This is a genomic window from Aquimarina sp. AD10, assembly GCF_003443715.1.
GTDB lineage: Bacteria > Bacteroidota > Bacteroidia > Flavobacteriales > Flavobacteriaceae > Aquimarina > Aquimarina aggregata.
The window spans coordinates 1,792,769-1,819,361 of the sequence record NZ_CP031965.1; the positions used below are offsets into that span (position 1 = coordinate 1,792,769).

Consider the following 26,593-nt stretch of genomic DNA (forward strand, 5'->3'; position numbering starts at 1 on the left):
ATCTAAAATTTAAAGTTATAGGTAATTGAAGGCACTGGAACAGAAAAAACTGAGCTCTTTAATCCTTTAACCTTTCCGTTTTCGGTAACAAAAAACACTGATAGCGGATTATTTCTACCAAGTACATTGTATATTGATATGGTCCAGAAACTATGTGCCAATTTCTTGAGTTTATGAGTTCCTTCAATATTAAATCCAATATCTAATCTATAGTAATCTGGTATTCTAAATTTATTACGATCGCTAAATACTGCAAAATCAGATCCATTAAATGTAAACGTCCCTACCGGAAAAGTAACAGGCCTCCCAGTTTGATAAACAAAATTAGTTGCCAGGCTAAAACGTTTTGTAAATTTATAATTCATGACTACACTTAGATCATGTGGTTTATCAAAATTTGAAGGAAAAAAATCTCCGTTATTGACGCGCTCTTCTCTAAAAGGACTATCCAATTGTACAAAAGAGCGGGAATACGTATATCCTAACCATCCATAAAGTTTTCCCTTTTGCTTTTTAAGCAAAAATTCAACACCATACGCTTTTCCCTTTCCTTGTAACACCTCTATTTCTATATCTTCATTAAGTAAAATTTCGGCCCCTGTTTTGAAATCAAGTGTATTCTTAGATCGTTTATAAAACCCTTCTAAACTCAACTCATACATTCCATTTTTTAAGTTGTTATATATTCCTAAAGCGTACTGTTGTGAACGTTGTGGTTTTATATTTAGATCAGAAAGTTTCCAGGTATCGATAGGGGAAACTGTTGTATTATTAGATAATGTATGAATAAATTGATATGTATTATTATAAGAAGCTTTAATAGAAAGATTATCTCCTATTAAATATCTCCCAGACATTCTAAACTCAGGACCCCCATAAGTTTCGATTACTTCGTTTTTATCAAAAGATAAGGTTTCTCGTATAGTTTCTTCATTTCTTGGTACTCCATCTTGAAACACATTTTGTGTTGCTTCGCCTAAGGCATTGTATACAGAATAGCGAATTCCTGTATCGAAGGTTAAATTTGAAGTTACATCAATCTCTGCAGATAAAAATGCTGCAGATTCTAAGCCTCGTTCTTTATCGAGGGTTAGTGGAGTAACAATGGATTCATCGCCAGTCGGGGTAATATTACCCGGGTTTACCGTGTATAGCTTACTTGAGACTCCGTAATTAAATTTTAAACCGTCATTGTATAAATACTTAAACTTAAGTCGTAATGCTGTTTCATCGATACTATAGCCTAACTCAAAATCTCTATTGGTATCACCATCAAAATCAATATTAAATTTATATTGACTATTTGATACCGCTAATTTTGCCGTATTCTTATCATTAAACCTGTGATCTATTCGAAGTGAGAATGCTCTATTATTATAAATATATAAAGAATCTGATGTAATACTAAAATCATCTCTACTTAGATACGCCATAGCCTCGAGTTTTATATTTTCTGTAATTTGATGATTATATTTAGCTATAACATCATAAAAAGAAGCCTCACTATTTTTAAGAGATTCTTCATCCAGAGAATTTAATACCCAATTGGCATATGCACCCCTACCTCCTATCATTATTGCCGATTTTCCTTTAACAATAGGCGCTTCTAACAAAATATTACCTGTTATGGGGCCTATCGAGCCTTCTCCCTTAAATTTATCCACGCTTGCATCCTTGGTGGTTAAATCAAAGACAGAAGATAATCTACCTCCATATTCTGCAGGTATATTATTTTTATAAATACTAACATCTCCCAATGCAAAAGGATTGAGTGCAGAAAAAATACCAAAAAAATGTTGTGGATTATATACCACCGCATCATCTAATAAAATTAAATTTTGATCCGATTTCCCTCCTCTAACATTATATCCCGATGAGGCTTCTCCTGTTGTCGTAATTCCTGGTAAGGTGGTAGCCACTTTAAGCACATCACGTTCTCCTAGCGCTAATGGAATATTTTTTGATTCTTCAACATCAATTTTAGTTTTAGTAATCACTTCTTCAACAGCATTTCTAGCAGATGTTCGCAAGATTACTTCATCTAAATTTTCGATCTTTTCATTTAGTGATACATTATATTGACCATCATTATAAAGAATAATTTTCTTTTTAAACTTTTCCATCGCAATAGCATCAACTTCGAAAAGGTTAACCCCAATAGGTAATTCAATTTGATAAAAACCAGCAACGTCAGTAATTACCCCTGTATCATTTCCATTTACTATAATATTTCCGTTTGATATAGGTTTACCTGTTTGTACATTTTTAATGTATCCTGACAAAACAAATTTTTGACTGGTAGCATTGTTACTTGCCTTTCCTATCTTAATGGTTTCTACAGTAGTATTTTTGGTAAACTGTTTAGCATCTACAAATACCGAAGATTTGTTATTTTTATTTTGTGAATTGACTTCTAAAATGCTATCCTTGGATCGTCCAAAAAAACCATCAGGTACCGCATCGTAAATACTATTATTTCTTGTTAGTATAACCCTATTTTCTTCAATAAAATGAAAATTTATTACTGTCTCTTTTAAAAGGTCTTCTAAAACAGTAGTAATGGGTATATCTTTAAAATCAACCGAAATAGAGTCATATTCTTGAATCCAGGAATCAATAAAATAGAAACGGTAATCCGTTTGCTCCTCTATATGACTTAAAATCGTGCTTAAATCTGAATTCTCTACTGAAAGTGTAAGTAACACATCTTTTTGTTGTGCCCATACATGTTGTACACAAATTAAAAAAAGTAGCCCCAAATATTTTTTCATAAGTTTACAACTGGTTTTTTGATTCTATTGGTTGAATAATTTTTTCAAATAACCTTTGCATGAATCTATCGGGTTGGGATTTTCTTAACCTCTTATTCTTTACATAAAATTGTTTGATTTCTTTTTTTGCAATAGGATATATATTGAACAAATCATACTTAGATGAAATAACTTCGGATTTGCCTTTTGACAACAATATGTACTTATTTACACTTACAAATTCATAGTATAGTTTATTTCCACCTACATTTTCAATTCTTTCTTTTTTCTTCTTTCGATGACTCTTAATAAGTGAAAATGATGGGTTTTCTAACAAAACTTCAAAAAATTTACTCTGAGGTACATCTTTATAAATGTCTTTATCTATTCTAATGAATCTAGAACCATCAATTGTAAATTCTTGTATATTATGATGAACCAACTGTAAAACCGAAACCATAGCTCCCGGTTTTAATGTTATTAGAAGGTGATCAGAATTTAGATTGTATTTCATCCCTACATCATAATAGGTCTGTCCGCTGTAAGTTACTGATCCCTTGTATACTTTATCTAAATGAAAAAATGGATGTTTGTTTTCATATATTTTATTTATGTATGAATCTATATATTGCCGACCATTATATAATCCTGTATGTTCTTGACCAATAACAGTATCAAACCAATTATAATACGCGCTTTCTTCTTTTAATTGAGCAAAAAAGATAAAAGGTAGCATAAAAAAAACACTAAAACTTTTTATATTATTTATACCATACATAGTAGCCCCTTTTAACATCAATCACTGCTTTAATAAGCGTAATTTTAACATTTATTAAGTAAATTTAGTAGAAAAATTCGATAATAAAAGTATTATCTATTATTTAATATAAGTAGCTCAAAATTTGCTATAACGTTTTCGTGTTGATAAGTTTACTGCTTGATTTTCAAAAATCTTCAAATTTTAAGTCACAAACCTTCTTATAAATTTGTTAACACTTCTTTTTCTTTAACACTTTTATTTAAATTGGCGATAAAAATTATTAAAATGAAAATATTTCTTACCGCTACGTTACTTTTATTATCAAATCTCTTATTAGCGCAAACCGATCAAAAAATTTATGATATTATCGATTCCATCTCTGCAGAACGTCTGGAAAATGATGTAAAAACTTTAGCTGGTTTTGGTACTCGTCATACATTAAGTGATACCGTTTCGCAAACAAGGGGTATTGGAGCCGCTCGTCGTTGGATTAAATCAGAATTCGAAAATATTTCAAAAGACTGTAAAAATTGTCTTGAAGTCTTTTATCAAAAAGATCTCGTTAAAAAAGGGGCCAATCAGCGTATTGTAAAAGATGTTTGGGTAGTCAATGTTGTCGCTATTCAAAGAGGTACAAAATACCCTAATCGTTTTATTATCATGAGTGGCGACATAGACTCTAGAGTAACCGATCCTACAGATTATACTTCAGATTCACCAGGAGCTAATGACAATGCAAGTGGTATGGCTGGTACCATAGAAGCTGCTCGTGTACTTTCTCAATATTCCTTTGAAAGCAGTATCATTTATGTTGGATTGTCTGGTGAAGAACAAGGTCTTTTTGGAGGACAAGGTTTAGCCAAATACGCAACAGATAAAGGTTGGGAGATTATGGGAGTTATGAATAACGATATGATTGGAAATATAAAAGGTGTTGATGGTATAATTGATAATAGAACTTTTAGAATATTTTCTGAACCTGTTCCTCCTACTGAAACAGAACAACAAAGAAGAGCAAGACGTTTTTACGGTGGTGAAGTTGATGGTATTTCGCGTCAGTTAGCAAGATATATTCACAAAACCGTTAAAACATATATGCCAGAGATGAACCCTAAAATGATTTATAGGCTTGATCGTTTTGGACGTGGAGGGCATCATAGACCATTTAATGATGCAGGTTTTGCAGGGATTAGAATTATGGAAGCTCATGAAAATTATACGCAACAACATCAAGATATCAGAGAGGAAAATGGAATTAAATATGGAGATGTTGTCGAACATGTAAATTTTGAATATACCGCCAAATTAACAGCTGTAAATGCTATAAATCTAGCGAGTATCGCATCAGCTCCTCCTGCTCCTCAAGAATTAGAAATTGGAGGGATTGTAGAAGCCGCTGCAAAATTTAAATGGAAAAAAGCTACTGGGACAAATGTAAAAGGATACAAAATCTACTGGAGAGATACTACATCTCCTACCTGGGATCATAGCAGATTTGTAGGAGATATAGATAATTTTGTTCTTGATGGTATTGTAGTAGATAATTTTTTCTTTGGAATTGCTACTGTTGGAAAAAACGGATTTGAAAGCCCTGTGGTTTTTCCTTCAAAAATCTTTAGATAAACTTTACCAGTATATAACCAAATTAATACTACGTTATGAACTTTCTTAAAATAATTGTATTAGCATTTCTAATTGTACTCACCTCATGCAAACAAAAGTCAGGAGGTAACGGTAATTCAAAAGAAATTGCTGAAAAATCAATCATAAAAGAAAGTGAGATCATCATGTATAAAGACTTCGAATCCAAATACGTAATTCCTCGTAATGTCGAAGTCTTTTTACCTGAAGGTTATGATAAAAATTCATCAAAAAAATACAAAGTTTTGTATATGCATGATGGGCAGAATGTTTTTAATCCTAAAACATCCTATACTGGTATTGATTGGGGTGTAGATGAAGCTATTGATAGTCTTGTAAAACTAGGAGTAATTAAAAATACAATTGTTGTTGCTCCTTGGAATACAGTAAAAAAACGTTTTTCTGAGTACATGCCAAAAGCACCTGCTGCGATAAGTGAAACTCCAGAAGCAAAAACTTCATTAAAAGAAAATACTGGATTCGACGCTTTGTATTCTGATGACTATTTAAAATTTCTGGTAGAGGAACTTAAACCATTTATAGATAAAACATATAATGTATCTTTAAAAACCGAAGACACTTCTATCATGGGATCATCTATGGGTGGATTAATTTCATTATATGCCATTTGTAAGTATCCTAAAATATTTGGTGCTGCTGGTTGCGTATCTACGCATTGGCCAGTTCCCGTATTAGGAGATGCATATATCCAAACATTGCCCAAAACATTACCGGATCCAAATACCCATAAAATATACTTTGATTTTGGTACCGAGCAACTAGATGCACAATATGAACCTTATCAAAAACAAGTGGATTCGATTATGATCACTAAAGGATATACCAAAGATTTAAATTGGGTAACCTTAAAATTTGATGGCGCAGGGCATAATGAGAAAAGTTGGAATAACAGGGCTCATATTCCTCTAGAGTTTTTATTAAAGTAGTGATTTGTAGGTTACCATTTAACTATTTGTTCTCTTCACCAAAGAAAGCATCAAACCACTAAAAATAAGTAATATGCCTATAATTTTGTTCTGAGCATGTACTTTATCTCTGTCTTCGAGATATGATTTTAATTTTGAAGCAAATTTAACATACATTAATAAGCAGATACCATCTATCATTAAATATGTAACACCTAGAAGTAATACTTGTGGTAAAAATGCTAAATGTTGATCTATAAACAAGGGGAAAAGTGCAGCAAAAAAAACAATAGCCTTTGGATTTGAAGCTGACATAAAAAAACCTTCACTATACAATTTTAAAAAGCTTTTTTTTGTATTATTACTTCTGAAATCTCCTGTTTTGGGATTACTTAGAATTTTAGTCACTCCCATATATATTAAATAGGCAACACCTATCCATTTGATGATTCCAAAAATTTCTCCAGAAGTAATTACTATAGATGCTAGGCCTAATGATGACAATAATATCTGTATTGCATTAGCCGATAAATCTCCTAAAATTGTTCCTACAGTCTTTTTTGCTCCGTGATTCATACTATTTGCAGATGCTAATAAAACACTAGGTCCTGGAGTTACACCTATTATCAAAACTGTTCCTATAAAAGAAATCCATAATGTTGTATTCATATCCAATGATTTTAAGGAATTAACTCTTATTTAGTTAATTAGACTAAAGTTACCAAAACTTCTTTCGTTTAAACAATGATACGTATTAGATTATCGTTAATCCTCTAAAATTTTCGAAATATAATTTATTACCCATAAAAAACCCTAAATCAACTAGTTGATTTAGGGTTCTACTCTTCAAAACAAATCTAATAAATAGAGGGCTATTCTATTTATTTAATCAACATAATACCAAGTAGTTCCTCTTAATTCTACTTGTCTCCAGCGGTTTTGGCTAGCATTCCAATACCACCAAACATCACTATATCTGTATACCTGTACCCCATAAATAGTATAATAGTTTCCATTTTCATAAATTTCTCCTCCACCATTTCCTGGATACATTTGATTAATACCGGATTTATCTGCTGTAGACAAACCATTTCGTTGTGTAGTATACGTACTTCCGTCTTTTCTTGTAATAGTGGGTCTTCCATTTTTAGAAAAAGCATAAGATCCATACATCATAATTGAACCTAAATCTAAATTACTAGTCAATTCTTCTCCATCTCTACCACGTTGTGCATAAGTTTGAAAATTATGTGATTTTCCGGATTCTATATTATTAAAATTAATAGTAATAAAACGATTTCTATCTGCTCTACTTTGCTCATGCCATAATCCTACAGCATGACCTATTTCATGAATAGTACTTCCAGTCGAGCATCCACTTGCGAGTGTTATGTTTTGTCGACCGCCAACCATACCAACGCTTGATGAACACCCCGAACCACTTCTAAATCGTATGTAATTTGTTTGATTTGTTCTACGAACAAAACGTAATGCAGTATTAGCTTCCCAATGGGCTATTGCATCTGTTATTCTATATTGTTTGGTTAAACCACTTTCTATAGTGTAGTATACAGTATTGTTTGGCCATCTTCCTCCTGTTCTACCAACACTTTTATTTTGCGGAGCAATTTCTCCTTCTTCAAAGACTACTTTCTCTGAAACATCAGATAACATATCTTTTTCGAAAACAATATCTCCTTCATAAATAAACTCTCCGTTTATTTTTCAATAGGAATTTTCATTCCTGCATAATATTTATCCAAAACTTCACCTTTTTTATTTGGATATGCTTTTTCTGCATCTACATATTTATTTTGATTATCTGTAACCGCTGTTGGTTCATCAAATTGTTCTGTCGTACAAGAAGCTATTAAAAGTCCAATAGCATAGATTCCTGTAATTTTAATTCTTGTCATTTTAGTTGAGTTTGTGTTAGTAAAATTTATTTATTTTTTAATTATTCTTCCTGTAAATACTTTCCCATTAACTTTCATTTCATAAAAATATAGCCCCGATTCTAAGATGCTTAAATCATACCTATGCACATTAAAGTCATGAGCATTATTTACTTTGATACGGTCTATTACCTCAGTTCCTAAACTATTATAGATTTTTAAAGTGTACCCTATTTCTTTTTTTGAAGTAAATTGAATATTCAGGTAATTGTCTACGGGATTTGGAAATAATACCGCCTTTACTCCATTAGAATTTATATCCAATGCTTGCATGTCTCCTTCTTTTCCTGAAAGCCCATCCAAATATATTCTTACTGGGTTTGAAAAAGCAAATCCACCAAATTCATCCCAATTAATCGACCAACTCATTACTCCTCTAAGACCGGGATAGGTTTGAGATAATTGATATTGTCCACCAAAAGAATTTCCTTTAACCAAATAATCGAAAGCATCTATTACTCCGTTAGCACCCGTAAATCCACCTCCTGCATTTACCGTAGCTGGTACACCTATTAAAATTTGATCAGGTCGTAACGCAGGAAAAAATTTACTTGAATCTCTAGTTATAGGAAAACCTTTAAGAAGCATATCTACAAGAGCTACATAAAAATCAGAATTTCCCATACTATAAAAACGATCATCTAAGCCCGTAATTGATCCAGAATTATAGTATTGCACTTGTAAAAATGTCAATTTATCTCGTAATGCATGAATTAATGGTAAGTAAGCTCCGGCTCTTCGGTCAGCTCCTTGAGAAATACCACCATAAAATGAATACCCTAGTTGAACAAAGAATGTTTCTGGAGCCATTGTTAACATAAAATCATTACCAAAATGATTACAAACACTTTTTACTGCATTTATTGTATTCACTAATACCGGAGTAGTAGGATTTTTAAAATCGTCATCACCAAGATCAAGAGAAAGTGATTGCCCTTCAAAATCAATATCCATACCATCAAAATCATATTCTTCTATAATAGCAATCATAGAATTCACAAATTTATCCCTTGCCGAAACAGTATTCAATCGAACTTGTCCTTCGGCTCCTCCGATAGAAATAATTACTTTTTTACCTATTCCTTTAAGGTATTGAATATCTGACTTAAAATCATTTTCGGTATAGTTTATAGTACTAAATTCTGGTGCGAGTTCAAAACTAAGTTCTCCATCTGTAGAAGATACTCTTGGCTCTGCAAAAGAAACATTAATCACATCCCAGTTAGACGAAACATCTCGAAGACGTATTAACCCTGAACCGTTTTGAAAATTATGCCAATATCCATTTAGTATTTTTTGAGGAAGTGGACCTCCTCCACCTCCAGAAGTGGTTACTCGAATATTCACTGCTGATGAAGTAGTTGACAAATCTTGATTATCTGTAGCTTTTGCTGTAAGGGCATAATTCCCTACTTGCAACGTATTCCATGTGTAACTATATGGTTCAGTAGTATCTTCTCCTATTTTACTGCCATTACTGAAAAATTCTACTTTAGTAATAGTACCATCTCTATCTGTGGCATTCACATTAATAATCGCATTACTTCCTTCTACAAACGATTGTCCATCATTAGGAGATACTATCGATACCAAAGGCTCTCCATTTCCTCCATCAGGATCACACTCTCCCAATAAAACCCATGCATCTTCCCAATTGGTACCTGTTCCAGGAGCATATGCTGAGGCTATACCATTGCACCAACCCGAAAATGGCCAAGGCTTACATTCATAAATACTTCCTGCATTTTGTACTGTACTTCCTTCTGTATAATCATCACCTTCACTGTATTGCGGAGTATTACAATCTGTACCTCCTCCTGTATCTGATTGAACGGTAATTGTTATTATTCCTGAAGTATTGTTTGCATTATCATTATCAATAGCCTTTGCCGTTATGCTATGATTTCCTTGAACAGCTATCCAGTTTATTGTATAGGGCGCAGTAAGATCTTCACCTATATTATTTCCATTTACGTAAAACTCAACTTTACGAATCTCACCATCTTGATCAGAGGTACTCGCAGTAATACTTATAGAATCTCCTGTAATAAAAGTTTCTCCAGAGATAGGTGTTATTATCGATACCACTGGAGGTATGTTGCTATCTCCACCTCCATCACATGGACCTAATCTTTTCCATTCATCATCTCTACCAGAATAAGTTTCTGGATTTTTGTTTCTGTTCCACCATTTGGCTTCATATACTATACCATTAAAAACGGCTTGGTTTCCCCCAACATATGTCGCACTGGCACTCCATGTGGGAGCATCACAAACAACATAAGGTTTAACATCGATTACCTTTATTAGGTTACTTGCTAATGAATTGTAACTATTTCCCAATAGTATAAAAACGAGCAATACTAAGCTGTATTTAAATGGCAACCATCTAGAATACGGTTTATGTTTTCTTTTCATTTGATTTATTTTTTAATCATTTTAAATGTTTGTTGTTGTCTTCCTATTTGTATTTTACAGAAATACATGCCCGATGGCAACTTGGTTACATCCTTTGTTATGGTATTTGATCCTTTGCTAAAAGGGCTTTCTAATAGTTCTGTAACTTGATTTCCGTTAATGTCAATAATGCTGATTCTAATTTTAGCATCTTGATCTATTTTAAAGCTAAAATGTATCTCGTTATTAAACGGATTAGGAAACAGATCTATGATCGTTTTAAGTCCATCATAATTTGATACTTTTCCTGAAACTTCATCTGATTCTGGTTCTAATCCGGTAAATGGTGTCATTTGAGCGCAGCCGCATTCAGAACAATCATCTGTAGTATCAAGATCATTATTAACTCCTAAAATATCAGAGAAGCGATTATAATGTCCTATCCTATGCAGTACTTTGTTAATTTCTGTTCCTTTACCACATTCTACTCCACCATTAATAATATTTATGGTCATACCAAAACCTGGTGTTCGATTACGTTCTAAATCATAATTAGAAGGTGACCAATTACCAACCATCACATCATGTGCAGATGGTTTTGGGTATTGCGGTGTCATCCAAAACCAAATAGCGGTTTGAAATGCTAATGCTCCGTCTTGTACAATTTGTTCTGGATTGGCAAGGAGTACATTTTTATCCCCAAATAAGAATTCACTTACTTGGCCATAATTGTAGTTATAACTTAACTGAATTGGACCACGACCATGATATGATTTACCCGGTGCAGGGGGATATATTAGATTATTCTCATCACGATACCCTATATTATTGGTTCCCTCATATCCCTGTTCTTCTCTAAAGTACAGTCCCCAAGAATATCGACCACCTGGTGCTGTATCCCATCCTCCGGTTGTTTCTTGAGCGATATTGGCAAGAAAAGCAGCTAACTCACGTTTTCTAACAGTATCGTTGCCTTCTTTTGCAAAAACTCCATAATCTATTACTTGTGTTATAATTGGCTTTGATTGATTCCAACTTGCATCAAAATCTGGATCTGTACGGATTATTGAAGATTGATTTGTTGTTTTATCTTTACGCGTAAGTCGATACAAATTTGTACCCTTTCTTCTTTCAAAAGTTACCTCGATAGTAGCCATTCTTGCTATGGCCTCGTTAAATGCATCGTAGGTATAGAAATCTTTTGCAGGGTCTAGTTCATATGTATTGAGATCTGTACCATATCTATATGGAAAAAACTCATCATATTGTACTTTTGAAAGTACTGTATTATCTCCTGATGAACTCTTTTTTATTGTGATCTCAAACGAAAAATTGGTAGCATTACCTTTATTATCCGTAGCTTGTGCTGTATAAACATATGTTTTGTATTCTGAAAAAGACCAATCTGTTTCATATATATCTTCTCCTTTTTGAGATAAAGGTATTTCCTCTCCCAGAATATTTACGTAAACCGGTGTTTGAATACCGTCTGTATCAATAATACGAGCTCGAAGTGGAACAGTAACAGGTAACGCATCTGTATATATAATGTTTGATGTTAATACAGCCACTTGAGGTGGTAAATTTCCTTCTTGACAAGGTTCTAATTCTTCCCATGCATTTGGCCAAGCCCAATCACTAGATCCTCCAGGAGTATAAGCTCCTCCTAAAGAACACCATCCACCAACTTTACAGCGATACTTATTTCCAAGGTTTTGCACCTCATCACCTGTTTGATATGTTTTTCCGTCTATATACTGTGCCGTACTACAACCATCACTTCCTGTTTGGGATTTTACAGAAATTAAAATTTCTTTGGATTGTGTACTTCCTCCTTCATTGTCTGTAGCAATAGCTTTTAATATGTGATCCCCATCGACAGGAGAAAAACTAAATTCAAATGGACTACTAGAAATCTGACCTATCTCAACCTCATCCATCAAAAAAGTAATATTTACTATACTACCGTCTAAATCCCTAGCATCAATTTTAATACGTACTGTTTCTCCAGATTCAAAAGTATTTCCATTAGTTGGAGAAATAATTGCTATTGTTGGCAATTGGTTTCCTTCACCATCAGAGCATGTTCCTAAATCCTCCCATGCACTTGGCCATGCCCAGGTGTCCGGACCTCCTGGTGTATATACTCCTCCTAAAGAGCACCAGCCACCGACTTTACATTTATATTTTTTACCTAGATTTTGTACCTCATCTCCTGTTGCATAACTATTTCCATTTTGGTACATTACTACGTCACAGTTTGTGGTTACTTTATTACTTTTTTCTCTTAAAGGAGCGATTGTATTGCAATCACCTATTTTTTTCCAAGCACTTGGCCATGCCCAATCATCAGGTCCACCGGGGGTATAAGGACCTCCTAAACTACACCACCCACCAACTAAACATCTAAATTTTCCTCCTAAATTTTGTACTTCATCTCCTGTTTGGTATGTTGCACCGTTACGATATTGTTCAAGGTTACAGTTTCCTGAAATTGCGCCTACGGTAATGTTAATTGTAGAGGAAGTTGTCGAAGAGTTAGCATTGTCCTTTACTACGGCCACAACAGAATGATTACCTGATGTTGCAGTCCAATTTACTTGATATGGATATGAGTTATCTTCAGAAATTTGATTTCCATCTATAAAAAATAATACCTTATCAATTGTTCCATCACTATCATTAGCATTAACTGAAATAGGAACTTCTTGACCAGCTGCATATGATTCTCCTTGTTGTGGAGATACAATACTTATGGATGGGGGCTGATTTGATGATGTTCCAGAATTTTTAAATACCAAATGATTGATGTTAAAATCATCGCTATCCATTACAATACGCAAAATCCTAATCCCCTTATTCAGGGATAAAGTAGTGGTAACTGTCTCCCAGTTTTGCCAACCTCCTGTATTGGGAACTGAGATCTGGTTACTTATATTTTGGCCATCTACCTCTATATGAAACTTTTTACCCGATGAAATTGCCGCAACTCTTGATTCTAAAAGGTATGTTTTTGTTTCAACTATATTCACTGTATACTCAAGCCACTCCCCTGTTTTTGTCCAACCAACATTGTATCCTCCTTCTGTACAAACTTCAATATCTACGGCATCATTGCGATACTCGCCACCTTCATTGTTAATAGAAAGATCATTAAAAGCTATATTTTGCCCTCCAATATCATAATTTTCTACTTCTATTTTACCAGGAATAGGCCATGGTGTCCCGCCAAAAGCGGTTTGCGTATCACCTGTTGGATCTCCACCAGGGAAATCATCTGCAGGAAATTTAATTTTATTTCTTATCCAGCTTCCTGCAGGTTTTAATTGATTTATAGTCCAAGGACCTCCCGAGCATGTTCCTGTTTTCCAAGCTGCTCCAGACCTTGTATCATCAGAATAATTCCAACTCGTCCAACTGATTTTTTTCCTTTGCATCAAATCAATAAACTGCTGTGTCATCGGAAAATCATTAGGGCCATCACCTGTAAATTCCTGACTACCAAATTCAGTAACAAATACAGGTAATCTATTAGAGGCTTCATCTAACCTGTTTAAATATGCTTCTCTATGGCTATTAGCATAAAAATGGAATGTATACATTACATTTTGAAACTGTAATGGATTATCAATTACATCCTGTAAATTTCCTTCACCAGATACTCCAAAAGTTGCCCAACCATGGGTCCCCACAAGTACAACAGCGTCATCATCTATTTCTCTAATAACAGGGATAATCTGGTCAGCATATGTTTTAATTCGATTCCATGTTACACCTGAACCATTAGGTTCATTACAAACATCATAAATAATATTGTTCTTATTTTTGTGTTGATTAGCAATATCTTTAAAAAACCGTTTAGCATTTTCTAAGTTACTATTTGGATCACCGGGATTTAATTGATGCCAATCAACCAAGGCGTACATCCCTCGTTCTGTTGCTTCATTTATCAAACGACTAACTTGATTCGTAAAACCAACAGGATCAGTTTCATACCCACCTTCTTGAACATATAAAGATATTCTTAGAATATCAGCGTCCCAATCATAGGCCAATGCATCTAATGAAGTTTCAGTTAGACAATTTCCCCAACCATACCATTGTATACCATGGGTACTCATTCCTCTAAGCTGGATCGGTTTATTATATTGATTACATAATTGGGTACCACAAACTTTGAGTTGTCCGTTTTGCGTAACGGGAGTATTTTGAGCTATTCCTATAGCGCTAATATGTATCCAAATTATACATTGAAACAAAGTAAAATACTTTGATATTATACTTCTCATATCCATAAATTAAGTTTTAAGAAATAGGTAAGCTTGTAACCCATCCGGAATACAAGCAATTTTATACAAAAAATCACCCAACGACTTTTATAAATCGTTGAGTGATTAAAAAATTTAAATATTAATGTTTTAGAAGTTTGCCTGTAGTTTTACCACTAGGCGTATTAATAGTATAGAAGTAAAGTCCATCTTCTAATCTACTTACATCAAAAGTACTTAGGTTTTCTCCTTTTTGTATTTTAGTATTTCTAAAGTCCAAAACTTGAATACCTGTAGCATTAAATATTTGTAGATCAAATGTCCCTTTTTGTACGTTACAATTAACATTGATATTAATTACATCTCCACTTACTGGATTTGGAGTTAATATTACATCACTATTTTGGTCTTTTTGTACAAGGGCAGATTTACCAGCTAGCCCATCTAAATAAGCTCTATGTGGATTAGAAAATCCAAAACCTCCTACAACATCCCAATTAATCGACCATGTCATCAACCCTCTAAAGTTAGCATATCCTGATGGGTTTCTTAAGGTATATCTACCTCCAAAAGACTGTCCTTTAATTAAATAATCTAATGCTTTATGTACTTCTGCAGGTGCAGTATACCCTCCTGCAGGTGCAGCTGCAGCTGTTGACGGTAATCCTATGGCCACTTGATCAGCACGTAATGCAGGGAATTGAATTCCATTTACTGGAAACCCTTGTAATAGCATTTCAGCCATGGCTACATGAAAATCAGCAGTTCCTTGAGCATATATCTGATCATCAAGTGCTCGCATAGTACCTGTATTGTAATGCTGCACATGAATATAATCCATATCGTTTCTTAAAGCATAAATTACCGGTAAATAAGCTCCAAACGAACCTCCATACGCAGAATACCCACCTTGTACGAAAGCTGTTTCTGGAGCCATAGATAATATAAAATCAGATCCAAATTGAGATAAGATCGATCTAAATGCAGTAATAAGATTTACAACTTTTGGTCCAACTGGATTTCTAAAATCCGTATCTCCTGCACTTAAAGCTATAGAACTACCTTCAAAATCTATATCCATTCCATCGAAACCATATTCATTGATAATACCAATCATAGAATTACTAAAAATTCGAGCGTCTTCGGCACTATCAACATCTACAGCTCCAGTAGCACCTCCCATAGAAATCAATACTTTTTTTCCTCTACTTTGCAGTAAAGCAACATCATTCTTAAACTCCTGCACACTGCTATAAATCGCAGGATCTGGAGTGAATGTCATATTAGCACCTCCAGGAACTGTAGGTATCGCAAAAGATATATTGACTACATCCCATTTATCTGAAATTTCACTTAGTTTTGGGATAGAGGAACCATTATTAAAATTATGCCAATATCCTACTAAAATTCTTTTAGGTAGATTTCCACCTCCTGGAGGTGGTGTCGATCCAACTGATATTGTTGTCGGCGTAGCATCACCTGTAGCATTTAAGTTATCTGTTGCTGTTGCAGTAATGGTATGGTTACCTTGTGTTGCTGTCCAATTTGTCGTATATGGTGCCGAGTTATCCTCGCTAATTACGATGCCATCTACAGAAAATACTACTTTTTCGATTGTACCATCAGAGTCACTTGCCGTTGCAGTAATATTTACTGTTGCTCCAACATCAAAACTAGTGCCGCTTGCTGGACTTGTTATGGTTACTATAGGTGCACTATTACCTCCACCGCCTGTACAATCACCAACAAATGTCCAAGCATCTTGCCAATATGTTCCTGTTCCAGGTGCATATGCCCATGCAGCTCCATTACACCATCCGCTATTTGGGTAATCTCTACATTGATATACTTTTCCATCATTTTGAACCTTGCTTCCTGCAACATAATTACCTCCACTCTCTACATATTGAGCTTCATCACAATCTCCCCCACCTGTACTTGTATTTCTAGTTACTCTAATAGCATTAGACAAATCGTATGTTCCTACTAAATTAGAAGCGTTATTTCCAACAGTAGCTCCCTGCAAACCATCTTCATAACTTAAATGCCATATCAAACATACGCCAGCTCCTGCCTCATCAAAATTAACAGCTTCTGGAGATCCCGGAAGTCCAAGAATTTTGCCTTCTTCATCTGTAATTACCCATTGCGAGTTTGTACCTTTATTTCCGTTTAATGTAATTCCTGATACATTATCGGCAATACCATCTCCTACGGTAAATGTAAATGGTCCTCCTGTAATTACTCCTCCATCAACCTCATCATTTCCTGAACATGGATCTCCTACGACTTGATGAATCGCAGTAAGTAAAGAAGTTGATTGATCATTAGTATCATGAGATAGCTCCCAAATCATAATTCCTCCTGCTCGTTCTTTAGCTATTTCAGTTTTCTTTTTAATTGTTGGAATTCCATTATAATTTGTTCCTTGATAAGAATCTGCATTTGGGCTAGCGCCTGAAGCTAATAATTGGCTATAACTTTTTACTTGAGGTCGGCTATAAAAAGGAACACCTAATATTGCTTTTTCTTTAGGTAATCCTCTACCTAACCAATAATCTAAACCTCCTGTTGCTTGATCCATAGATCCATGCGTGGGACCATCATATGCCATAATATTTAGAAAATCTACATCATCAAAAACACCATTAAGTACGCCATCTGCATTCCATCCAGAAACCACTACAGCTGCTGTTAACAATTTACCTCTGCTGTGCATAGCCTGTCCCAACTCCTGCATTAATAGTTCGAAATGTTGTGGTTCACTACCCTCTCTTGGATATTCCCAATCCATATCAACTCCATCAAGATTATATTGATTTACAAAACTTACAAGATTATTTACAAATGCCGTTCTTGTAGATGCATTAGCAGCCAAAGTCTTGAAAGGTCCATCGTTTCCATCCATCCAACCACCAACAGCGATTAATACTTTTGTATTTTGCGCATGTCCTTTAGAGACAATCTGTTGTAATTTAGCTATATTATCTAGTGCACGTAAACTTCCGTCTGCATTTGGTAATATAAAAGAGTAATTAATATGCGTAAGTTTATCATATTGAATATCATTTGCGCTTCCTTGCCAGCTTGCAGCATATCCAACTACTTTAAAATCACTACTACTTGTACAACCATCACCTCCATCGGTTGTGACACTCACATTTACAGCGGTAGAAGTTGTTGATTTATTATCGTTATCTGTTGCTTTAGCAGTTAATGAATAATTTCCAGTTGCTACATTACTTAATGTATAACTAAATGGACTAGATACATCTTCGCCTAATTTAGTTGTGCCATTATAAAATTCTACTTTAGTAACAGTACCATCACTATCAGATGCATTGGCATTTATTGTAATATTATTACCTGCTATAAAACTTGCTCCCGAAGTAGGAGATGTAATTACAACTTGTGGTGCTGATCCATCACCATCTCCACAAGGACCAATTAGTTTCCAAACATTTTCATTATTTGTAACAGGGTCATTGTTTTGAGTCCACCATTTTGCTTCGTATTCATTTCCTTTGTAAGATACTTTGTCTCCGCCAGTATATACTTGTCCTGCTACATACGCTGGTGCTGTACAAGAGCCTCCATCACCATCGGTAATAGTAATAGCAACAGATGCAGAACCAACTGCATTCTTATTATCTGTAGCTTTAATCGTAAGTGTATAACTTCCTGCAGCAACCGAATTCCAACTATAACTATAAGGAGCAGTGGTATCTTCTCCTAACTTAGTTGTACCATTATAAAATTCTACTTTAGTAACAGTACCATCACTATCAGACGCATTGGCCTCAATATTTATCGAAGCTCCTGCTGTAAAAGTATCTCCTTCTTGTGGTGAGGTTACAACTACAGAAGGTGACTCATTACCTCCAATTCCATTCACTTTTATTGAGACTGATGTCGTTGCAGTTCCTCCTTTATTATCAGTAGCTTTTGCCGAAATAGTATAATCTCCTGCTACTACGTTATCCCATGTATATGCATATGGTGCAGTTGTATCTTGCCCTAATAATGTACCACCGTTATAGAATTCTACCTTGGTAACAGTCCCATCTGTATCTGTTGCATTTGCCGAAATTGTAACAGAAGAACCAGCACTAAATACCTCCCCTGATTGAGGCGATGTTAAAGTAACAGAAGGATTCTGGTTGTTAGGTGGGTTACCACCTTCTGCAAATACTTCGTTTATCTTATTAATCAGAGGAGATTTTACATTTGACCATCTTTTTAATTTGGTACCAAATGATTGGGGGGAACCGCTAAATTCTAAATCCCCAAATACTGTCCATACAATAGTACCGGCAAGGTTATTATCATTTATGAATTGAGCTTTAATAGCTATAGATTCTTCATCATCATAACTTAAAAAGAAATTACCTTTAACCATATAAGGTACTTTGGCTTGATCATCCCATTTTTTTGTCCATCCACTTCCTGCACCTGTTTTTTGCTTGATAAAAAAGTAATTCGGAGTTCCGTCATATACTTCTTGAGGCCAATGCGTATAATCTGCTGCGGTACTAACAGGACCATCAGGTTGTATGGTAACGTTTCTTTTTACAGTTGGAGCGTTAAGAGCTGCAGTACCATCTGTTACTACACCCCTTCCATAAAATGGAGCACCAAAATTAATTTTACTAGCAGGAACTCCCATAGCGGTCATTTTAGTTAATAATGTCTGCCAATTAAAGTCTGGGGCTTCTGCTCCATCATATGGATACACTGGTGCATTATGTCCCGCTATATTAGACCAACCTCCATTAAAATCATAGGTCATCATATTAAAATAATCCATTGAGCTTGCTAACTTAGACCAGTTAAATCCTTCGAGTTTCTTATAATCGGCAGCCATTGCTGCTGTGATTAATTTTCCTGGACCTATTGCATTTCTAATTTCCTGAACTAAGTTTTCAAAATTTGCATAATCAGCATTTGTCCCAGTAAAGTTCATTCCCGCAAATGGTCCCGGATATTCCCAATCGAGATCAATCCCATCAAAGCCCATATTGATAAGTTTTTTACAATCCTCAATAAAACGAGCTTTTTTAACGGGATCCGCTGCCATTTCAGGGAAATGCTTACACATACTCCAGCCACCAATAGATGCCATTACTTTTACTCCATTTTCATGAGCTAATTCTAATAGTCCTTTTGCTCCACTACCAACTTTGGGTAAGGGTAAGGGTAAAACTCCTGATAGTCCCCATTCGGGATGAGTCCAAGAAGTACCACCTACAGTAACCTGATAACCCATAGCTTCAGCTCTTTCTTTAACAGCTGGGCTTATGTAATTAACAGTTTCAATTTCACCAAATAAAATATGAAAATCCCAACTACTGTAAGGATCGCCATATAATAAATCTGCTGGTTCTTGTGTTACACCGGTTTGGTATATTTGTTTATTTCGTAGGTCTCCGCTATGTAAAGATCCATCATTTGCTACTCCAAAAAAAGAATAATTTAGAATAGTATATTTCGAGTAATCTATATTTAATTGTGTTAATGCTCCCTGAGCTGGTACTCCAGCGGTGGGTTGTTTCCAAGCATCCCAATTCGTAATATAACCAATTACCTGTTTATTATGGTTTGCGGTAGTTGCAGAGCCACCTGTATTGACTTGTGCATTTAGCATACTTGTGCCATATACAAATAGTAATAAAATGAATGCTATTGGAATTTTTTTCCAACACCACTCTTTTAGAGTAAATTCTGGGTCTTTCATAATTGTTTGTGTTACGTTAGATAAAAATGATTTTGTGTTTTTTAGAAAAATATTATTTGTTAATACTTTCTAGGTCGAAAAATAGAAAGAAGTCCATTTCTCAAAAAACTAATTAGCTGAATGACTTAATTTTGTAGCTGTTTAGAAGTGAAAAGTCAACGAAAGGATTTCTAAAACATCATTGCATTTAATGCTTAAAATTGTGTCGTTTAGCTAAAAAAAACATCACTTTTGTAGAAATAAAGTATTTTCATTATCGAATTAGCATTATCGCACAAAACATAAACTCATCAACATAAAAAAAGAAATCATACAACATAGTCTTTTTTGGCTAATTTATTTCACACTAAACACTTTAAGGTGGGGTAGTTATTTTGATGATTACCTATACTCCTTTGAATCTAACTTAGTAGAGTTTGTGGTTCACATTATTTTAGTGTATTTCAATCTTTATTTTTTACTTCCTAAACTAATACCAAACAAATATTTAGAATATCTTTTTATACTTCTTGTTGCTGTCTTGACTATGACATTGGTGAGAATCATTTTTACCTATGAATTTGTAACCACAAATGTTTTTCCTGAATCTGAAAAACAAGGCAATTCGATTTTTGATTTTAATTATATACTAGCTGCTTTTATTGGTGAGATATATGTTATTGGCTTTACGACAGCAATTAAAATCACTATCGATTATGTAAAAAATCTTAAAAGAACCGAAGCATTAGAAAAACAAGGGCTCAAAAACGAGTTATCTTTATTAAAATCTCAACTACAACCTCATTTTTTCTTTAACACTTTAAACAATTTATACTCTTTAACTTTAGAAAAATCCGACCAGGCTCCAGAAACTGTAGTAAAGCTGTCAGAATTTATGAGTTATGTAATTTATCAAGGAAATAAGAAAAGTGTTCCTATTATAGACGAGATAAAATATATCCAGAATTACATTGATTTAGAACATTTAAGATTTGGTGATCGCGTTCAGGTAGACTTTTCGTTAACTGGCACTATCGAAGGTCGTAAAATACCTCCGTTATTACTTCTACAATTTATAGAAAATGCTTTTAAACACGGTACCGATTATGAATTAGGAAGTGTAATTTTATATATTGAAATTAATATTGAAGATAATTGGCTTTACTTTAAGACAAAAAATAACAAAATAGATCCTGAAATTAAGAACACAAAAACTAACGGAATAGGGTTAAAAAACACCAAACGCAGGCTTGGATTATTGTACAAAAACAAATATAAATTAACCCTTAATAAAGACAAAAATTACTTTGAGGTAAACTTAAAAATACCTCTTGAATAATACTTTTTTTTGTATTATCCTTTTAAAACCCACCCCAATCTTATGAAAATAAAATGCCTAATAATCGATGATGAACCACTCGCCATACGTGTAATTGAAAATCATTTAAAAAATTTCAGTGATTTTGAAGTAATCCATACATGTAATAATCCTATCGAAGGTTTTAATTTACTAGTACAAGAGTCTGTTGATTTAGTTTTTTTAGATATTAATATGCCACGAGTAAATGGTTTGGATTTTATAAGAAACCTAAGCGTTTCCCCCCTTATTATTATTACGACGGCATATAGAGAATATGCGGTAGAAAGTTTTGAACTTGATGTTATTGATTATTTAGTAAAGCCTATATCTTTAGAAAGATTCATGATATCTTTGAAAAAAGTCTCAAGACAGATGCATCTTCAAAAAGAAGCTAAAAAAAACAGTACTAAATCAACAATAATGCCCTTAGAGGATAATGATCATTTTTTTGTAAAAGTCAACAAAAAACTTATCAAAATTTTCTTCAACGATATTTTATATATCGAAAGTTTAAAAGACTATGTTTCTATTAAAACTATTTCCAAAGATTACATTACACATTATAATCTGGCCGCTATAACTAGATTAATTCCCGAAGACAAGTTTATTAGAATACATAGATCTTTTACTATTTCTCTGAATAAAGTAGACGCTATAGAAGGTAATTGTATTCATATAAATGGTAATATCGTACCTATTGGTCGAAATTATGTTAAAGAGGTAAAAGATAAAATTCTAAAAGGATCAATAACATAATCACATTAATACACTCTTTTTATTTATGTGCCACTTTACTATAGTTTTTAAGATGAATCATCAATCTCTCAAAAGACACTATGACCACTAGCTCTACATCTGCAACCGGTTTTTTTGCTCTTTCTATATATTCCTTTAGGGTCTCTTCTTGATTTGTCGAAAGGTTATTATTTTTAAGAGACATTGACAAAATGTTAGATATTTGAGATAAGTTTTCTGAAATTGGTTTTATTTCATTAATTATAGGGTTATCAAAGCCTTCTAAACTACTAGACAATAAATTCCATTTATGTAAGTACTGATTTAATCGAATTCTTATCTTCTTATTCTCTGGTTGATTGATAAGCTCATCGACTAAGTTTTCAAATTCTTTAGCATCTTTAGCATCAGTTGTACAAGCATCTGCGAATAACGTAAATGGAGAATATGTCTGATACTCTGTACCTCCTTTATTACGACTATATAACTTTAAAGGCTCACATACTTTAGTAAGTTCGGAAATAGCAGTAATATCTTCTGTTTTTGTAATGTTGCGTAAAATGACTTCTCTATTTCTTAAATGCATCGTTCCGAGTTTTTCTAACTCTAAACTAACATTATGCAATCTCATCTTCATGTTTTCAACATCTGAAACTTCTTTTGGAGACCAAAACCGTTCTGCTATTGCTGCTGTTCTAGGCCAAATACGAGAATCAATTGTTAATGGTGTTACTAGTTCACTCCACATTGTCGCTTCTCCTCCTAAAATCATATCCTCTTGTTCTTTTGTGAGTACGTTATCATAAGGCACAGGATCTACCTCATAATGTTCCTCTACTGGTAACATTAAATCAATATAATATCCATTAGAAAGTATTGTTTTGTACCCCATTTCTGTTGCTTTTATAAGAGATTCACCTGCGGGGAGTCCTTCATTTACACCTTTCCAAGAATGGATAATAGCAGATTTATCGATTTCTGGACTCATAATTTCTTCCCAGCCAATCATTTTCTTTCCATATTTTTTTAAAATTTCTTGGAGTCTAATATTAAAATGCGTTTGCAATTCATGATTAGAACTGAATCCTTTCTTATTCATAAATTCTTTAATATCATCATTTTCACTCCAATGCTTCCCTTCATTTTCATCTCCACCGATATGTACGTACTCATCTGGAAACAACTGTGTCATTTCTTCAAATAAATCAGACAATACTTCATATGTTTTTTCATTAGTTGGATCAAGAGTTGGATCAAAAATACCTGCATTTCTTTCTATTGTGTACGATTCATTTTTACTGGCAATTTCTGGATATGCGGTCAATATAGCGGTAGCATGTCCTGGAACATCAAACTCAGGTATCACCCGTATACCTCTATCTCCGGCATACGATATTACTTCTTTTATTTGTTGTTGCGTATAATACTGCCCATCCGATCCCAATTCATGTAGTTTTGGGTGTGTCTTAGATTCTACCCTAAATCCTTGATCATCTGTCAAATGCCAGTGAAAAACATTAAGTTTAACCGCAGACATTGCATCTAAATTACGCTTTAACACGTCTAATGGTTGGAAATGCCTTGCTACATCAATCATTAAACCTCTCCAAGGAAATCTAGGAGCATCAATAATCTTTATTGATGGAATATAAAAATGATTAGTTTCAAAATTTAGTAATTGATATAGCGTTTCTAATCCTCTTAATACCCCAATGTCGGTAACCGCATGAAGTTTTATACTTTGATTTGTAACTTCTAAATTGTAGGATTCATCTTCAAATAGTTTTAATTCTCCAATGCGATCGTAAGAGATGTGTAATGATGGTTTATTTTCTGTTATAGTCAAAGGAAAACCATGATTTAAAAAAACTCCAGTTTCGTTGCTTAATCTTCTAATAAATCGAGTTGTCGCATTGTATATACGTTTATTACTTGTGTCTTGAATAGCAACAGTAAAATTTTCCTGAATAATAAAGCTTCCAACACCTATTTTTGTGTCTTTAGGTATTGGCATAACTTTATTTAATTCTCTATTATCAAACTGACCAAAAGCTAGTTGCATAGTAAAAATGGTGACAAGTAAAATTAAAAAATGTTTTCTCATTAATATGTGTTAAAAGTGATATCTCTTAAATGCTTCTATTGCAGCATAATCTGCTAATCCTAATTGATGATATTTTTTTGCGGTTTGTTGATTGCGTTCTTCTGCTCTAACCCAAAATTCTCGAGAGTCATCTCCTTGAAACATTACACCATCTTTTTGTGACTGATGAAAGAAGATTGCTTTTCTTTTTTTAAGTACCTCATCAGGACTTAAGGGTACTGCCATTTCGATGTCATGAATATCCCATTCATGCCAAGCTCCTCTGTACAACCAAACCCAACAATCTTTCATAAATTCTTCTTCTTTTAACCTTTCTAAAGCTTTAAAAAGAATATCTAAACATACTTTATGAGTACCATGAGGATCTGCTAAATCACCCGCGGCATATATTTGGTGGGGCTTAATTTTCTTAATCAATTTAACTAAAATTGTTATATCTTCTTCTGTATATGGATTTTTTTTAGCAGTTCCTGTTTCATAAAAAGGTAAATCCAGAAATTGTACATAGGCATCTGGTAGTCCTAAAAAACGAGTAGCTCCAAGAGATTCTCCCCGTCGAATTAATCCTTTCAGATTTCGAACTTCGATAGTATCAATTGCATCTTTTTGTTTTTCTTTTAGGCTTCTTAAAATATCAACAGCCTTCTGTCCCTCTGGTTGAATAGTTTGTATAACTTCAGCATATTTTATAGTCTCTTCATCAGATACAGCAATATTACCAGAAGTTTGATACGCTATATGAACTGTATGTCCTTGCTCTACCAAACGATGAAAAGTTCCTCCCATTGAAATTACATCATCATCTGGATGTGGACTTAAAATTAGTACTCTTTTTTTATGAGGAACATTACGCTCTGGCCTATTAGTGTCATCGGCATTAGGCTTTCCTCCTGGCCATCCAGTAATTGTATGTTGTAATGTATTAAACATTTTTATATTAAGGTCATAAGAAGCTCCTTCTTCTGCCAAAAGACTGGACATACCATTATCATTATAGTCTTTCTCTGTTAATTTTAAAATAGGTTTTTGTACTTGATGACTTAACCAAACTATTGCTTTACTTTTTAATTTTTCATTCCAACGACAAGGTCCTACTAACCAAGGTGTTTTTATACGTGTCAACTCTTCTGAAGCTTCTTTATCCAGAATAAAAGTTGTATTTGTATGATTTTGAAGATATGTAGCGGGAATAGTAGCGGATATAGAACCCTCTATAGTCTCTTTTACTATTTCGGCTTTTTTATGTCCCCAAGCCATAATAACAATACGAGATGCCTTTTTTATTGTTCCAATCCCCATAGTTATAGCTCTTTTAGGAACATTATCTATTCCTAAAAAAGAAGACGCAGCATCCGACCGTGTTAAATGATCTAATGTAATACTTCTTGTTACAGAATTGTAGTGAGATCCTGGTTCATTAAAGCCAATATGCCCAGTTCTACCTATTCCTAACAACTGAAAATCTAATCCCCCAAACGAATTAATCTTTAATTCGTAATCAATACAATATTGATGTAAATCTTCCTGTTTAACGGTACCATCTGGTATATGTATATTTTCTGGTAAAATGTCAATATGATCAAATAAATGCTGATGCATAAAATAATGATAACTCTGCATATCATTTTTATCCATTGGATAATATTCATCCAAATTAAATGTAACTACGTTAACAAAACTTAAGTCTTCTTCGTTATGAAGTCTAACTAATTCTTCATATACCTTAATAGGAGAAGAACCCGTAGCCAATCCTAAAACACAATATTCTTCCTTTTTTTGTTTTTCTTTGATAAGTTTGGCTATTTCATGAGCTACGATTAAAGAAGCATAATCTGAACTTTTGAATACTACGTTATGAATTTTTTCAAATCTTGTTTCTTCAAATTTCCCAGCCTCGCGGTAACTTATATCTTTATAGTAAGGCATAGTGTGATCATTGCTTTTGGCACTCTCCTGTCTAGTTTCTGAATTCATTTTATGGTAA

General features: G+C 33.8%; 14 protein-coding genes. 4 read left to right on the forward strand and 10 right to left on the reverse strand.

Annotated features, from left to right (window positions below; translation table 11 throughout):
- Window positions 1-2: 2 nt before the first annotated feature.
- Window positions 3-2,771 carry a carboxypeptidase-like regulatory domain-containing protein gene (locus D1816_RS07585; protein ID WP_118501986.1) on the reverse strand — a complete coding sequence of 923 codons (2,769 nt, stop codon included), beginning with the start codon at window positions 2,769-2,771 and terminating at the stop codon, window positions 3-5.
- Between the two features lie 4 nt (window positions 2,772-2,775).
- Window positions 2,776-3,528: a hypothetical protein gene (locus tag D1816_RS07590; protein ID WP_162900337.1), complete on the reverse strand. Its 753-nt coding sequence runs from the start codon at window positions 3,526-3,528 to the stop codon at window positions 2,776-2,778.
- Window positions 3,529-3,795: 267 nt separating this feature from the next.
- Between D1816_RS07590 and D1816_RS07595 the strand changes: the two genes are divergently transcribed.
- The gene (locus D1816_RS07595; RefSeq protein ID WP_118506229.1) at window positions 3,796-5,133 is read left to right on the forward strand and encodes a M28 family peptidase; all 1,338 of its coding nucleotides are present in this window, start codon (window positions 3,796-3,798) and stop codon (window positions 5,131-5,133) included.
- Window positions 5,134-5,168: 35 nt separating this feature from the next.
- Complete coding sequence (locus tag D1816_RS07600) at window positions 5,169-6,098, forward strand: alpha/beta hydrolase (RefSeq protein WP_066318178.1); 930 nt, start codon at window positions 5,169-5,171, stop codon at window positions 6,096-6,098.
- Between the two features lie 18 nt (window positions 6,099-6,116).
- Here D1816_RS07600 and D1816_RS07605 read toward each other — a convergent pair whose 3' ends face one another.
- The 6 genes from D1816_RS07605 to D1816_RS26240 all read right to left on the reverse strand — a co-directional run bounded on the left by D1816_RS07605 (window position 6,117) and on the right by D1816_RS26240 (window position 20,431).
- Entirely contained in the window at window positions 6,117-6,746 is a 630-nt protein-coding gene (locus D1816_RS07605; protein WP_066318181.1) for a LysE family translocator, read from the reverse strand.
- Window positions 6,747-6,962: 216 nt separating this feature from the next.
- Complete coding sequence (locus D1816_RS07610; RefSeq protein WP_240338684.1) at window positions 6,963-7,751, reverse strand: M12 family metallopeptidase; 789 nt, start codon at window positions 7,749-7,751, stop codon at window positions 6,963-6,965.
- Between the two features lie 44 nt (window positions 7,752-7,795).
- Window positions 7,796-7,993, reverse strand: a complete 198-nt coding sequence (locus D1816_RS26050; RefSeq protein WP_240338685.1) for a hypothetical protein — start codon at window positions 7,991-7,993, stop codon at window positions 7,796-7,798.
- 30 nt (window positions 7,994-8,023) lie between these two features.
- Window positions 8,024-10,450, reverse strand: a complete 2,427-nt coding sequence (locus D1816_RS07615; RefSeq protein ID WP_118501990.1) for an Ig-like domain-containing protein — start codon at window positions 10,448-10,450, stop codon at window positions 8,024-8,026.
- Between the two features lie 5 nt (window positions 10,451-10,455).
- On the reverse strand, window positions 10,456-14,718 hold the full coding sequence (locus tag D1816_RS07620; protein WP_199729936.1) for a glycoside hydrolase family 19 protein: 4,263 nt from the start codon (window positions 14,716-14,718) through the stop codon (window positions 10,456-10,458).
- 121 nt (window positions 14,719-14,839) lie between these two features.
- The gene (locus tag D1816_RS26240) at window positions 14,840-20,431 is read right to left on the reverse strand and encodes a glycosyl hydrolase family 18 protein (RefSeq protein ID WP_118501994.1); all 5,592 of its coding nucleotides are present in this window, start codon (window positions 20,429-20,431) and stop codon (window positions 14,840-14,842) included.
- A gap of 535 nt (window positions 20,432-20,966) precedes the next feature.
- Here D1816_RS26240 and D1816_RS07630 point away from each other — a divergent pair.
- Together D1816_RS07630 and D1816_RS07635 are read left to right on the forward strand one after the other, a co-directional pair.
- Window positions 20,967-21,749: a sensor histidine kinase gene (locus D1816_RS07630; RefSeq protein ID WP_158597717.1), complete on the forward strand. Its 783-nt coding sequence runs from the start codon at window positions 20,967-20,969 to the stop codon at window positions 21,747-21,749.
- 42 nt (window positions 21,750-21,791) lie between these two features.
- A complete protein-coding gene (locus tag D1816_RS07635) occupies window positions 21,792-22,526 on the forward strand; it encodes a LytTR family DNA-binding domain-containing protein (protein ID WP_118501998.1) in 735 nt (244 codons plus the stop codon).
- Between the two features lie 19 nt (window positions 22,527-22,545).
- Here D1816_RS07635 and D1816_RS07640 read toward each other — a convergent pair whose 3' ends face one another.
- Both D1816_RS07640 and nagB read right to left on the reverse strand, forming a co-directional pair.
- Entirely contained in the window at window positions 22,546-24,609 is a 2,064-nt protein-coding gene (locus D1816_RS07640) for a beta-N-acetylhexosaminidase (RefSeq protein ID WP_118502000.1), read from the reverse strand.
- Window positions 24,610-24,618: 9 nt separating this feature from the next.
- Window positions 24,619-26,535, reverse strand: coding sequence for a glucosamine-6-phosphate deaminase (nagB, locus tag D1816_RS07645; protein ID WP_066318964.1), 1,917 nt, complete (start codon window positions 26,533-26,535; stop codon window positions 24,619-24,621).
- Window positions 26,536-26,593: the final 58 nt, after the last annotated feature.

Bases quoted from the DNA above. Each gene is read 5' to 3' on its own strand.
- D1816_RS07585 (WP_118501986.1), bottom strand. From the start codon at position 2,771: ATGAAAAAATATTTGGGGCTACTTTTTTTAATTTGTGTACAACATGTA.
- D1816_RS07590 (WP_162900337.1), bottom strand. From the start codon at position 3,528: ATGTATGGTATAAATAATATAAAAAGTTTTAGTGTTTTTTTTATGCTA.
- D1816_RS07595 (WP_118506229.1), top strand. From the start codon at position 3,796: ATGAAAATATTTCTTACCGCTACGTTACTTTTATTATCAAATCTCTTA.
- D1816_RS07600 (WP_066318178.1), top strand. From the start codon at position 5,169: ATGAACTTTCTTAAAATAATTGTATTAGCATTTCTAATTGTACTCACC.
- D1816_RS07605 (WP_066318181.1), bottom strand. From the start codon at position 6,746: ATGAATACAACATTATGGATTTCTTTTATAGGAACAGTTTTGATAATA.
- D1816_RS07610 (WP_240338684.1), bottom strand. From the start codon at position 7,751: ATGTTATCTGATGTTTCAGAGAAAGTAGTCTTTGAAGAAGGAGAAATT.
- D1816_RS26050 (WP_240338685.1), bottom strand. From the start codon at position 7,993: ATGACAAGAATTAAAATTACAGGAATCTATGCTATTGGACTTTTAATA.
- D1816_RS07615 (WP_118501990.1), bottom strand. From the start codon at position 10,450: ATGAAAAGAAAACATAAACCGTATTCTAGATGGTTGCCATTTAAATAC.
- D1816_RS07620 (WP_199729936.1), bottom strand. From the start codon at position 14,718: ATGAGAAGTATAATATCAAAGTATTTTACTTTGTTTCAATGTATAATT.
- D1816_RS26240 (WP_118501994.1), bottom strand. From the start codon at position 20,431: ATGAAAGACCCAGAATTTACTCTAAAAGAGTGGTGTTGGAAAAAAATT.
- D1816_RS07635 (WP_118501998.1), top strand. From the start codon at position 21,792: ATGAAAATAAAATGCCTAATAATCGATGATGAACCACTCGCCATACGT.
- D1816_RS07640 (WP_118502000.1), bottom strand. From the start codon at position 24,609: ATGAGAAAACATTTTTTAATTTTACTTGTCACCATTTTTACTATGCAA.
- nagB (WP_066318964.1), bottom strand. From the start codon at position 26,535: ATGCCTTACTATAAAGATATAAGTTACCGCGAGGCTGGGAAATTTGAA.